The organism is Pseudoalteromonas sp. SG43-5 (assembly GCF_014164345.1).
GTDB lineage: Bacteria > Pseudomonadota > Gammaproteobacteria > Enterobacterales > Alteromonadaceae > Pseudoalteromonas > Pseudoalteromonas distincta.
The window spans coordinates 37594-50108 of the sequence record NZ_JACJFA010000003.1 but is presented as its reverse complement, the minus strand read 5'-3'; the positions used below and the strand labels follow the sequence as shown (position 1 = coordinate 50108).

Annotated in this window: 10 protein-coding genes; 3 read left to right on the top strand and 7 right to left on the bottom strand. The window is 38.4% G+C overall.

Going from position 1 to position 12515, the window contains the following annotated elements; all coding sequences use genetic code 11:
* Nucleotide 1 precedes the first annotated feature (1 nt).
* Both ushA and H5161_RS04325 read right to left on the bottom strand, forming a co-directional pair.
* Complete coding sequence (gene ushA / locus H5161_RS04330; RefSeq protein WP_182768762.1) at nucleotides 2-1636, bottom strand: bifunctional UDP-sugar hydrolase/5'-nucleotidase UshA; 1635 nt, start codon at nucleotides 1634-1636, stop codon at nucleotides 2-4.
* Nucleotides 1637-1728: 92 nt separating this feature from the next.
* Nucleotides 1729-1899 (bottom strand): hypothetical protein, encoded by a 171-nt coding sequence (locus H5161_RS04325; RefSeq protein ID WP_182720648.1) that lies wholly within the window; start codon nucleotides 1897-1899, stop codon nucleotides 1729-1731.
* Nucleotides 1900-2148: 249 nt separating this feature from the next.
* Here H5161_RS04325 and H5161_RS04320 point away from each other — a divergent pair, with 249 nt between their 5' ends.
* Entirely contained in the window at nucleotides 2149-2898 is a 750-nt protein-coding gene (locus H5161_RS04320) for a peptidylprolyl isomerase (RefSeq protein WP_182768761.1), read from the top strand.
* Between the two features lie 67 nt (nucleotides 2899-2965).
* Here the strand turns inward: H5161_RS04320 and H5161_RS04315 are convergent, their stop codons facing one another.
* The gene (locus tag H5161_RS04315; protein WP_024594583.1) at nucleotides 2966-3382 is read right to left on the bottom strand and encodes an MAPEG family protein; all 417 of its coding nucleotides are present in this window, start codon (nucleotides 3380-3382) and stop codon (nucleotides 2966-2968) included.
* 236 nt (nucleotides 3383-3618) lie between these two features.
* Between H5161_RS04315 and H5161_RS04310 the strand changes: the two genes are divergently transcribed.
* A complete protein-coding gene (locus tag H5161_RS04310; protein WP_182768760.1) occupies nucleotides 3619-6501 on the top strand; it encodes an insulinase family protein in 2883 nt (960 codons plus the stop codon).
* A 247-nt stretch (nucleotides 6502-6748) separates the two neighbouring features.
* Here H5161_RS04310 and H5161_RS04305 read toward each other — a convergent pair whose 3' ends face one another.
* Nucleotides 6749-8131 carry a Na+/H+ antiporter NhaC family protein gene (locus H5161_RS04305; protein WP_182724020.1) on the bottom strand — a complete coding sequence of 461 codons (1383 nt, stop codon included), beginning with the start codon at nucleotides 8129-8131 and terminating at the stop codon, nucleotides 6749-6751.
* Between the two features lie 323 nt (nucleotides 8132-8454).
* Between H5161_RS04305 and H5161_RS04300 the strand changes: the two genes are divergently transcribed.
* Nucleotides 8455-8961 (top strand): GNAT family N-acetyltransferase, encoded by a 507-nt coding sequence (locus tag H5161_RS04300; protein ID WP_182768759.1) that lies wholly within the window; start codon nucleotides 8455-8457, stop codon nucleotides 8959-8961.
* Here the strand turns inward: H5161_RS04300 and H5161_RS04295 are convergent.
* From H5161_RS04295 to H5161_RS04285, 3 genes are read right to left on the bottom strand one after another with little or no spacing between them, the layout of a single operon-like run.
* A complete protein-coding gene (locus H5161_RS04295) occupies nucleotides 8958-9566 on the bottom strand; it encodes a PqiC family protein (protein ID WP_024595769.1) in 609 nt (202 codons plus the stop codon). The genes H5161_RS04300 and H5161_RS04295 overlap by 4 nt on opposite strands.
* Nucleotides 9566-11221 (bottom strand): intermembrane transport protein PqiB, encoded by a 1656-nt coding sequence (pqiB, locus tag H5161_RS04290; RefSeq protein WP_002959056.1) that lies wholly within the window; start codon nucleotides 11219-11221, stop codon nucleotides 9566-9568. Before pqiB ends, H5161_RS04295 begins: the two co-directional genes overlap by 1 nt.
* Complete coding sequence (locus H5161_RS04285; protein ID WP_259398672.1) at nucleotides 11218-12384, bottom strand: paraquat-inducible protein A; 1167 nt, start codon at nucleotides 12382-12384, stop codon at nucleotides 11218-11220. Before H5161_RS04285 ends, pqiB begins: the two co-directional genes overlap by 4 nt.
* Nucleotides 12385-12515 lie beyond the last annotated feature (131 nt).

The window sequence follows — 12515 nt, the reverse complement described above, 5'->3', positions numbered from 1 at the left end:
GTTATTTAGGGGTAAATTCAGCCGCTTTGAGAGGGCTATTTTTTGAAATAAAGTCTTGAAGTGCTTTAGCATCTGTTTCGTCTGTACTTACAAAGCCTTTTTTATTTGTAAGTGCAGGATAACCATCACCGCCTGATGCGTTATAGCTATTTAGACTCATTCTGTATGTTTTATTTTTATTAAGCGGTTCGCCATTGATCAAAACATTAACCAACTGATTATTTTTACGCTCAAACGATATTTTATGGTATTGCAAATAAGCACCAGCATCCGGTGGGAAGCTCGTTACTGTATTTAAGTAATCCCATAAATCACTGCCTTGCCAATCCATATAAGTAATGCGGTTTTTAAAAGGATGTACTTTTAAAATATCTTTATAGCTTACTTTACCAGCCTCTATTGAGCTGCGAATACCACCGCCACTTATTAATCCAAAGTCTGCATTTACTACATCCATTTGAGCTTGAATAATTACACGTGCAAGGTTTGTTTGTCGGTAACGAACTTTGTTTCTGTCACCTTCTAAGCGAGCATCTACTTCACCAATGGTACCTTCAATCTGTTTAGCGCCTTTAGCTTGGTATACCGCTAAATAAGATTCAAGTTTAGGGTCTGGTTTAATGTACTCGTTTGCTAATACTGCTTTAGTAGAGCCATCAGCTTGAACTTTATCTACATACAAATTAACAGGCATGAGTTTGTAGTCTAGTAACGTTAATTTTCCGTTTTCAAGCTTAAACTCAGCTTTACCAACATACTTACCCCATTCATGGGCTTGCATAATATAAGTACCGTTTTGTTGGTCCGGCTTACAAGCAAGACCTGGTTTAAAACTATTGTCATTTACATTTTTATCGCTCATACAAACAGGTTCTTGAGAGTGGCCACCAATGATCATATCAAGCGTGTTCGCAGGAAGTGAGCGAGCAAGTGTTACATCACCGGGTGCGTTAATACCAAAACTAGCATCAACATAATGACCCATATGAGTCAGGGCGATTGTAATGTCTGGGTTGTACTTAGCTTTTATTTTTTTAGCTAGTTTTGCTGTAACATCAACAGGGTCTTTAAACTCCAAGTGCCCAATATATTGAGGGTTACCAATTTTAGCTGTGTCGGTTGTTGTTAAACCAATAACAGCAATAGTTAAGCCATTCTTTTTGAATATTTTATAGCTATCAAACGCGTGTTCGCCTGATTCTTTTTCAAATATATTAGCTGATAGAAAAGGGAAATTTACCCATTCTTGTTGTTGATTCAGTACATCAATAGGATTGTCGAATTCATGATTACCCAATGCCATCGCATCGTAACCAATCAGCGACATACCTTTAAAGTCAGGTTCTGCTTTTTGTAAATCTGATTCAGGAATGCCTGTATTTATATCACCACCAGAGAGAAGTAATACTGCATGACCTTGCTTTTTAGCTTCATTGCGTAATGAGTCAATTAACGTTTTGCGAGCTGCCATACCGTATTCGCCTTTTTCGTTTTGCCAAAAGCGCCCATGGTTATCATTCGTATGAAGTACAGTTAGATATTGAGTTGCAGGAGAGTTGCTTGCACTTGGGTCGGAAGTTGCCGATGTGCACCCAAGTACGCTTAAAAAAACTGAAAATAAAATAATTATTCGCATAAAATACCTGTCTATTAAGGCCCACTTAATTTATTGAGCGGCTAGTTTAAACTAGTTTTATGCGAAAAAAACGTACTTATTTACATTTTACCTTAATTACGGCTTGTTGCAGCTGTTTCTCTGCGCTTTAACTCTTCACTCGCATATTTAGATTTTTCATGGTTTGTTGCAATCATCCACGTTAAAAAGCTAGCGGGTAGTTTTGTGTAAGCTTCGCCTCGGTGTAAACCAAAGTCGCAAATTGTGTGTTCAGTATGTTGCATCGTCAGTTCCTATTGTTTTGTGTTTTTTAAAGGTAACAAAAAGTAGGTATGCTTTTAAGATGATTTAATTTTAAATGATTAGATTTATATAGCTAAAAAGAATATAAGTAATACTATATGTAATTAATTTGTTATCAACGCGGTCTAATTTGTATCAACTCACACTTTATAATCGATTTTAGTCGCCTATGGTATTAATGTGTTAACACATTAACAATTAACTAAAAAATATAACAACAGGAATATAACATGAAAAAACTTTTACTTGGCTCAGTACTCGCTGCAGCAAGCTTTACAAGTGCTGCCACTATTGTCGAAATGAACACGAGCCAAGGTGTCATAGAAATTAACTTGTTTGATCAACAAACACCTAAAACAGTCGCCAATTTTTTAAGTTACGTTCAAGACGATTCATATAACGAAACAGTAATTCACCGCTCTGTCAGTAACTTTGTTATTCAAGGTGGTGGATTTACATACTCAGATTCATTAGATGCGATTACTACAAAGCCAGCTGTAGAAAATGAGCCTGTTTTTTCAAACGTTAAAGGCACCATTGCAATGGCTAAATTATCAGGCAATGAAAATAGCGCTACAAGTCAGTGGTTTTTTAATATGGCTAATAATAGCGCAGGAAGTGCAGCGCTAGATACGCAAAATGGCGGTTTTACAGTGTTTGGACAAATTACTGCCGCGAGCCAATCAACCTTAGATAAAATTGCTGCTTTAGTGCATTGTGGTGATACACCCGTGGTTGATATTACCACTGAGCAATGCTCAAGCAGTGATGTAGCAATTAGTAGTGCTAATTTGGTAACTATTCAAAGTGTAACTGTTATGGATGATGATCCTAATTCAGCCGTAGGCCTTACTGTAACTGAAAACACGTTAATTGACTCAGGTGCACCAATAGGTTCAGATAGTAGTTCTGGCGGCGGGTTAATTTGGCTTTTAGGTGCTTTTTTACTTGCGGTACCTCGTTTAAAACGTGCTAAATAATTAAAATTAACGTTAATGTGGATGGCCTAAACCAGCCGTCCACATTACTATTATTAAACTTTGCTATTTAAAATAGTACTCGCCAAACCATTGCTAGCCAAATTGAAAACACACAAACACAACCCAGTAAAAACACTTTAAAACGTGCGCGTACGTTGTTTTCACCTAAATGAATAACGCTATGCACAATACGTGTTGCTACAAATAAACAGGCCAGTATTGCCACAAGTGTACTGGCGCTATTTAGTTGCAGTGCAAGTAAACACCCCGCGTAAAAAAGCACTGGTATTTCAAACTGATTCGAAAAGTTTCTATCTGCCACCCTAATAGTGTCGCCAGCCTTATCTAACTGCATTGTTTTAAAATCACTTAAATCTAGTTGTTTATTTTTAGCTGCGGCAAAGCGCCTTTTACCCATAATGAGCATGACAACCAGTGAAAGCGTAACTTGTGCAAACATGGCAAGTATGATGATTTTTTCCATTGTTTTTCCTTATTATTTAGAATTTGCGTATTTTTTGATGTTGAATGATTTTTAGTCTCGCAAGGTTGGCAGACTCCCAACTAATATCCAATTATGAAGACATTTTTCACAATGTGTTACACAAAATAGCGTTATTTTGTAGAAAGTTATTAATTGAAAATGTTAGTTTAGCTTAACTATATTGCTTTGAATTGGCGCACGCTATTTTGCGCAATACTTTTTAATGGAAAACAAAAATGAAAAAGATTATTGGTTTTAGTGCCATCGCACTTGCAGTTTTAAGTGGTTGTTCAAATACGGCTTCGGTTTCAGTGGCGCCTCAGGCCTCTTTACTATCAGATACGTTAGTCGTAAGTCCTAACGATAACCGCGAATATAAAACACTTAAGCTGGCAAACGACATTGAAGTAATTTTAGTGTCAGATCCAGGTGCTGAAAAATCTGCAGCGGCACTAAGCGTTGGTGTTGGTTTACTGCACGACCCAATGTCGCAACAAGGTATGGCGCATTATTTAGAGCACATGCTGTTTTTAGGCACAGATCGCTACCCAGACACAAAAGGGTATTCTGATTTTATGACCAAAAATGGTGGCGCGCACAATGCGTATACTTGGCTCGATATTACTAATTACATGTTTAAAATTAATAACGACGCGTTTGATGAAGGGCTAGACCGTTTTGCTGATTTTTTCAAAGCGCCTAAGTTATACCCAGAATACACAGATAAAGAAAAAAATGCAGTGAATGCAGAGTGGTCAATGCGCCGCGAAATGGACTTTTTTGGACAATTTAAACTCGCGCGCAAAATGATGGGCGATCACCCAGCTAATCGCTTTTTAATTGGTAACCTAGAAACCCTTGGCGATAAAGAAAACAGTTCACTTCATAAAGAAACGGTTGATTTTTATAATAAATACTACTCTTCAAATATTATGAAAGTTGCGCTTATTTCTAATTTACCTATTGCTGAAATGGAGCAAAAAGCGCAAAAATACTTTGCTGACATAAAAAATAAAAATATCGAAAAACCAACAGTGACTGCAAAACTTGATTTTGATAACGCTGGCGGAAAACGCGTGTTTTATGCACCAAATGAAGATGTAAAACAGCTGCAACTTGATTTCACCATTGCTAATAATAATAGCGAATTTGCACTTAAACCAAATCGATTTGTAGCGTATTTACTAAGTAATGAAATGCCGGGCAGCCCAGCGCAACTTCTTCGTGATAAAGGGTGGGTGTCTCAGCTTTCTGCTTCAGCTGCACCAAATCAATATGGCAACTACGGTTCGTTAAATGTAAATGTAGAGCTTACCGATGAAGGCATGAAAAATCGTGATGAAATAGTTGCAACTATCATGCAGTACATCGACCTAATTAAAAAAGAAGGTGTTGATAGCAAGTACTTCAACGAAATTCGTACTTCCCTTAATAACCAGTTTAAGTTTTTAGAAAAAGGTGATGAGTTTAATTATGTAAGCTCGCTTACGCAAAGCATGCAAGACTATCCGTTAAATCACGCTATTAATGCACCTTATTATTATGCAAAGTTTGACGCTGACGCTGTAAACAATGTGCTTGAGCAGTTAAATGCCGACACCCTTCGTATTTGGTATGTATCGCAGCAAGAAGGGACAGACTCACAACTACACTTTTACGACGGTAAATACCGCATCAGTGACATTAGCGATGATGAAATTGCCAGCTGGAAAAAACCAAGCGAATTTAAGTTAGCACTACCAACAGTAAACAATTTATTGCCTGAAAATTTTGCAATAAAAACGCAAGCATTTAAAGAGCAAAAACACCCAGAGCTTGCTTACGATAAAAATGGTGTAAAAGTATGGCGCCAAGCAAGTCAAAAATTTGCAGAGCAGCCAAAAGGGCTTGTTGAAGTTTATATAAATACTCAACCCGGTTTGAACGATATCAAAGCAGAAGTCCTTTATTCTGTTTGGGCTGATTTATATAATATTCAACAAAGTCAGTTAAGTACCGAAGCAGCAATCGCCGGTATGAGCGTAAGCTTAGCACCGAGTAATGGTCTTGTTTTATCTATGAGTGGTTTTACAGATAAGCAAGATGTATTGCTTAAACAAGCTTTAACCGGATTAAAAGTCGATGAAACAGCACAAGCATTTAGCCAAGCGGTAGATCGTTTTAAACGTAATTTACTAAACCAACAAAAGCAGTTTCCGTATGCACAAGCATTTGGCGAGTATTCAAAACTAACGCGTACAGGTGGCTTTGATACAGATGCGCTTATTGAAGCCGCTGACTCACTGAGTGTTGCCGACTTAGCACAATTAAAAACAGCTACGTTTGCACAAAACGATTTACGTGTATTTAGTTACGGTAACTACGATCAGCAAGATATAGACGCGATTGCACAAGAGTTAAGTGCAACATTACCAAGTAATCATAAGCGCAGTGAATTTGCACGAAGCAAAGCGTGGTTGCCACAACCGGGCGAAACGCTGGTACTGCAAAAAGATATTGATGTAGCCGATGTAGCGGTGGTTGATATGACCGTTCATCCTGTTGCGGGTTACAAACAAAAAGCAGAAGCAGCTGTATTACAAAGCCATTTTAGAACAGTTGCGTTTGATAAAATGCGTACTGAGGAGCAACTTGCATACGCAGTAGGTGCGTTAGCTCGCCCAATTGAAGATTACTCAGCAATTGGTTTGTACATCCAAACACCGGTTAAAGGACCAAAAGAAATACAAGCTCGTTTTGATAAGTTTAAAAAAGAATACGCAGTTGAACTTGATAACATGAGCGAAGAGACTTTTGAGCAGCTTAAAAACTCTACCCTTGTATCACTTAAAGAGCAGCCTAAAAACTTAAGTGACGAAATGAGCCCACTTATAAACGATTGGTACCGTGAAAACTTTACCTTTGATTCTAAGCAAAAGCTGATTGATGAAGTTGAAAAAGTAACGCTTGCAGATATAAAAGACTACTATAAACAAACAATGCTTAATCCTAATGCGGCACGTTTAAATGTGCAATTACGCGGGACTAAGTTTATAGAAAGTGACTTTGCCGATTTACCAAATCAAACTAAAATCACAACGCTTGATGCTTATTACAATGGTATTAAACTACAAAAATAAGCTTTATTTAGGTAGCTAAAATAAACCCCAATGTATCACTACATTGGGGTTTATTATTTATCTCACTATATTTACCAATAATACCAATTCGCTTAATTAAGTGATCTATTTTGAGGATGGAAAAACGTGTTGATAGCTAGGCAAAAAATTCGCTATTTAGTTGTTCTAAATAAAAATTTTTTAACGCAGGTAGCGACTCGTTTAGCCCCGCAAAATGATTAAGTATTATTGCGGATTGGTATAGTATTTAAGCCATTATTAAAAAGCCTATAACAGCTAATGCCGCAGCAATTAGCGTGTATGGCAATTGTGTAACGGCATGGCTCATTAAATTACAACCAGAACCTTGCGCTGCGAGTACGGTTGAATCTGAGTAAAAACACGCTTGGCTACCAAAAGAAGAAGCCGATAATAGCGCCCCAATTACCAGTGGTATGTTTGCATCAACCGCATTAGCCAGTGGCATAACAATGGGAATTGATACAGCAAAAATACCCCAGCTAGACCCCGTTGCAAACGCTAAAATAGCCATTGAAATAAATACCACGGCTGGTAAGTATGCAGCGGTCATATAAGGGCTTAAGCTGCCAATAACAAACTGAGGCAAACCAATTAAGTCGCATACATCTTTAAATATAAACGCAGCTATAACAGTACCAATCGCGGGGATCATACTTTTAAAGCCATCAAGCATGCGTTCAATCATTTCACTTACGCTCATTAATTTTTGTAGAGCATAAAACGGGAGAGTGACCGCCATTGTTGCTAATAAGCCTTTGTATACGTCTATTTCAAAGTAAACAGTAAATGCAACCAGTAAAATAATCGGCGCCAAAAAGTTACGTAATTTACCTTTAGGATCAGCATCTTCAAAGTTCTCTTCTACGGCTTTTACTGCATATTCATCCGCTGTTTGAACATCATTGTATTGAGCAGGGTCGACTTGAGCTTGCTCAATTTGTGCCATTTGCTCTGCTTTTTTCATTGGACCAATCGCAGGAATAATACCCAGCACAACAAGTAAAACAACAAGCACTGCAAACCACGCATAAAACATATATGGTATGGCTTGGATATAAACCGCAATCCCTTTGCCTTCTTCAGCAATACCGTTATCTACGAGTAAGCCTCCAAAAAAAACCGCCCAGGTAGATAAAGGGACAAGTACACAAATTGGTGCAGCAGTAGAGTCTACAACATAGGCAAGCATCTCACGGCTCACTTTAAATTTATCGGTAATGCGTTTCATGGTTTCACCCACGGTAAGCGCATTTAAGTAGTCATCAATAAAAATAACTACACCCAAACAAAAGGTCATAAACAAAGATGAACGCTTACCTTTAGTGTATTTAAGGGCTAACTTGCCAAAAGCCGATGCGCCACCTGTGCGCACTAATAGCGCGATTAAAGCGCCAAAGCCACCACATACAAGTATTAGCCAGCCGATGGTTTCGTCTGTCATCACTTTTAGCGATGTACTCGCAAAGTTAGTAAGTACTTGTGCAGGATCGGCGATAACTAAACCAACTAAAGCACCAATAAGTAAAGATAAAATAGGGCGGCGTAATACAACAGCCAATACAACTACCACCAAAGGTGGCAGTAAACTTAACGCAGAAGGTTCAAGCATTTAAGTATTCACAAAATTAAAAGCATGTATAAAAATTACAATAGTATTAATTTTTAAACTGCTTATACAAAAACAAAGAAGATGATAAGTTTGTTGTAAAATCATCTTCCAAGTCACTGCTTTTGTACGCGAGGGAGGGACACATAAACAGTTATGTTAAATAGCAGCTTAAGTGAAACGCGTTGGCTTTGGCGCCAGACGGTGCAAGGAGTGCAAACCGCTATTGTTGTGCCTGTAAAAACATCGGCGCAAAAATAATCTGCTTTTTAATTTCAGTCAACAAAAAGTTACATGCAAAACAAAGTTTTTTAAAGGAGCTTACATTGAACGCTGTATTTAAAACAAATCGACTGTTGTTGCGCCATGCAAATGAGCTTGATGCAGCTATTTTACTTAAGCTAGTTAATCAGGCGAGTTTCATAGAGCATATTGGTGATAAAGCAATCTATACCCTTGATGATGCCAAGTCGTACATCAATCAGTCATTTATTGCTTCTCATGTACGCCAAGGCTTTGGGCCTTACATTATTACTTTGCATAATGCTGTAGTGGTTGGCGTTGTTGGGTTTTATAAACGCGCCGCGTTACTGCAACCTGATTTAGGTTTTGCACTTGTAAGCGGTTTTGAAAAAAAGGGTTATGTTTTTGAAGCGGCCAGCGCACTTTTGCAACATAAGCATGAATTTGGAATTACAAAACTGTGTGCAATAACATCACCAGATAATAGGGCATCGCAGAATGTGTTGTTAAAATTGGGCTTTAAAATAAAGGGCAAGGCGGTTATCAATGATGATAAAACCGCCGTGATTATATTGTCACTTAACGATTAAAGTCTTGCTTGTTCTATTTGTTTTGCAACATTTAGGTTTATATTTAGCCATGTTGCTTCAAGTGTCGAAACCAGGCCATCATAGCCATCATCATCAATAGGGACCAATTGCGAAAAATTATTAATACTTATAAGGCGTCGGCCTGTTTCAGGGTGTGTGTAATATAAACGCCAAAGCCCAGAAATATCAGCGTTACCTTGCATATCGCCATTAAAGTGGTGAATTTCGTATTCAAGCTCATAAAACGTTTGTTGATCAAGTTCAGTAATGACCGGTAAGCCTTTTATTACCATCCAGTTGGGCATAGCATTAAAAAGTGTTTGCTGGGCTGTTGCAGTAAGCATTACATCCGGCGATTCGCCCCACAGGTTATAATTTGCAGCATGAATTTGGTTGCTATCTATTTTCATAGCAATGCCCAAATTATTTAAAGCGCCTCTAAGTACAACAGTTTGTATTCTTAGTTGCGCATCTGTATCTGCAACGTTTCGAGACGATGCACCTATAGGCTGCTCAAACTGGTAATACTGTGTCGCAGTTTGTATTGATGAACTACAACCTGCCAATAGTAATAATAAACTTGCAGTTAAAAATAACGATTTCATTATTGCTTCCTTGGTTTTGGATCTGCTGGTAATGATTTATCAAAAATTAGCATATTAGGTTGCTCGTTTAATCCGCGAGTTAGAGGCTGTAGGCCCTCACTTAAACGTTTAAACTCTTTTAACGTTTGCTGTATTTGATGATGAAGTTCAGAACCGGCTTGGTAACTGGCCATGGTTTTATCAAATTGGCGCATAGTGACTTCAAACTGCTCCATGCTTTTCGTCATCTTTTCGAAATTACGGTTAAAGTCGCCAGGTAAGTTTTGTGTATCTTTTTGGCTTAGCAGCTCTCGCATTTCATTAGCAAGCGCTCGGTAATCGGTAAATGTAGCTTGCATTTGTGCCAAGCTATCTTCAACTTTTAAGTTATTTACCTTATTAAGTACGTCAGAAACTTGATCTGCTAATACAGTTATACCGCTTGAAATACTCGGAAAAACATCATACTGCACAAGTTTACCTAGGTGCGCTTCTGGCGCGTCGGGGTATATATCAAAATCTACATACACAGCACCCGTTAATAAATTACCAGGCTTTAACGAGGCGCGCATCCCACTTTCAATCCAGCCCTTTAAACTGCCTTGCCAATACTCTTTTGCTGAAGCACTGTCATGATACAAGCGTCCGTATTCTACTTTTATAAGCACTGGAACCGCCGTATTATGGTTTCTAAAGTGGGCAGGTTTACCGTCAATAATTACATTGGCAGGGGTTTCAACAACAGTACCTACACGCATACCTCTGTATTCGACAGGTGCACCTGTGCGTAGTCCTCGAACTGATTGTTCAAATTCAATTAGGTAGTAATCAAAATCATAAAAGCGCTCTTCTAACGCCTCTTTATAGCTTTGGCTTAATGAAAAGCTATGCCCATCTTGTGCTATTTCACCCGGGGCCTGTTGTTCAGGTAAACCAACCGAAATACCGCCTTTTAATAGTTTACTCAAAGAGCCCGTATTAATATTGATACCATCGGCAGATAGGTCAATTTCAATTCCTGCGTTCACCCAAAAAATAGAGTTCATGGTGATCAGATTTTGATAAGGGGCTTTAATAAATACGCCGTACTTCATTGCTTGGTTTTCCCAATCAAAAGTGGCGGTTTCTATTTGCCCTATTTTATAATTTTTGAAGAATATACCGGTGCTTACATCAAGTACTTCAGCGTTGTAACTCATTAATTTAAAACGACCACCTTTCACATCTTTACCAATGAGGGCGGGTTCATCTTGTAACTTAAAACGCTCTTTTAGTTCTTTACTTTCACCGGGTGAAAACTCTAAATATACACCAGACAATAACGTACTCATCCCGCTAATACCTGTTTCATCAATGCGTGGTTTTACGACCCAAATTTTGGCATCGTCAGTCAGTAGCTCGTTGTAATTTTTATCTATTTGCGCGCGAGCAATTACGCTGTCTTGCGTGTCGGATAGCCGAACATGATCAATTTGACCTATTTTTACACTGCGCACTTTTATTTCAGTCTTACCTGCAATAATACCTTCTGCTTGTGGCATTTCGATAAAAATAGTAGGGCCTTTATTAGCTTGGTATTGGTATAACATCCACATGCCCACTAACAGCGCAATTGCCGGAATGATCCAGATAGCGGAAATTTTCGGTTCTTTTGTTATTTCGGCGGTTTCGGTCATGCTTTGTTCTCTGATTTTTTGTTTTTAGGGGAATCCCACAATAAGCGTGGGTCAAAGGCATGGGCAGCCATCATTTGGCATATTACCATAACTGTAAAAAATACAATGCCTAATCCTGGCGTTACTGACATTAAATTACCCAGTTGAACTAAGGCCACTAAAATAGCAACCACGAATACATCTATCATCGACCATTTACCAATAAACTCAGTCAGTTGATAAATTCGGGTGTAACTTTTTGTATGTTTATTGGCAGGCCTTGTAACCATAAAGCATAAAAAGCTCAATACAAAAGCTTTAGCAAGTGGCACCACAACGCTGGCTAAAAATATAATAGCGGCAATAGGGTAGGAGCCACTGTTCCAAAGAGTAATAACCCCACCAATTAAAGTTGAAGGGGATTCATCCCCAAGGCTAGTGGTGTGCATAATAGGTAAAACATTAGCTGGAATATAACAAACAACAGAAGTAATTAGCCAAGCTGCTGCTTTTTGTACGCTATAAGGGTTTCTGACGTGTGTTTTTGTATGGCAACGCTGGCAAATATTACTGGTACATAGTTGATGGCACACATGGCAGGCTTTAATATTTTCATCTATTGCACGTTTAGCATGCTCTGCGCCTTCGAGTACTTTTACAGGCTTTATTTGAGCCCATAAGCGTGGGCGATTTAAGTGAACAAGTGCAGCTATGTATAAAATAACAAACCCCACATAAGCCCAAAAACTCGTGCCGAAGCTAATATCAGCCAGCGACATGATTTTAACCATACTAACAAGTACGCCAATTAAAAATATTTCCGACATAATCCAAGGCTCTAACGCCAAAGTGAACTTTAGTAGTCGCCTTGCAATGCTCTCTGGTAATGCTTTTAAAAGCCCAAGATGCAAAGGAATTAAAATAACAAGCAAACCCATGGGCAGGGCAATAATGCTCAAATCAATAAATAAGCCAAGCAGCTCACTATCATAATTAAACAAAATTCGAGCCGCGTCGGGTAGTGTAATAGTTTGAGTTATACCGCTACTACTAAATGAAATAAAAGGGTAAAACATACTGCTGAGCAGCATTAATAGTGCGCTAAAGCTTAGTGCAACTATGCGACTGTCGTGATTAACATCGGCTTCGCAAAGTTTATGGTGACAATGTGGGCATATCGCCATTTGTTTTGCGATTATGCGAGGTATATCTATGATCAGATCACAACAGGGGCAGACAGTTTGCAATTTAATACCAAGCAAGAAGAATATTTCTTCAATTTTGCTATATTTAATACATTAATACAACGCGTTCT

Excerpts from the sequence above, each read along its gene's own strand:
- ushA (WP_182768762.1), bottom strand. The coding sequence starts at position 1,636 with ATGCGAATAATTATTTTATTTTCAGTTTTTTTAAGCGTACTTGGGTGC.
- H5161_RS04325 (WP_182720648.1), bottom strand. The coding sequence starts at position 1,899 with ATGCAACATACTGAACACACAATTTGCGACTTTGGTTTACACCGAGGC.
- H5161_RS04320 (WP_182768761.1), top strand. The coding sequence starts at position 2,149 with ATGAAAAAACTTTTACTTGGCTCAGTACTCGCTGCAGCAAGCTTTACA.
- H5161_RS04315 (WP_024594583.1), bottom strand. The coding sequence starts at position 3,382 with ATGGAAAAAATCATCATACTTGCCATGTTTGCACAAGTTACGCTTTCA.
- H5161_RS04310 (WP_182768760.1), top strand. The coding sequence starts at position 3,619 with ATGAAAAAGATTATTGGTTTTAGTGCCATCGCACTTGCAGTTTTAAGT.
- H5161_RS04305 (WP_182724020.1), bottom strand. The coding sequence starts at position 8,131 with ATGCTTGAACCTTCTGCGTTAAGTTTACTGCCACCTTTGGTGGTAGTT.
- H5161_RS04295 (WP_024595769.1), bottom strand. The coding sequence starts at position 9,566 with ATGAAATCGTTATTTTTAACTGCAAGTTTATTATTACTATTGGCAGGT.
- pqiB (WP_002959056.1), bottom strand. The coding sequence starts at position 11,221 with ATGACCGAAACCGCCGAAATAACAAAAGAACCGAAAATTTCCGCTATC.
- H5161_RS04285 (WP_259398672.1), bottom strand. The coding sequence starts at position 12,384 with ATGGCGATATGCCCACATTGTCACCATAAACTTTGCGAAGCCGATGTT.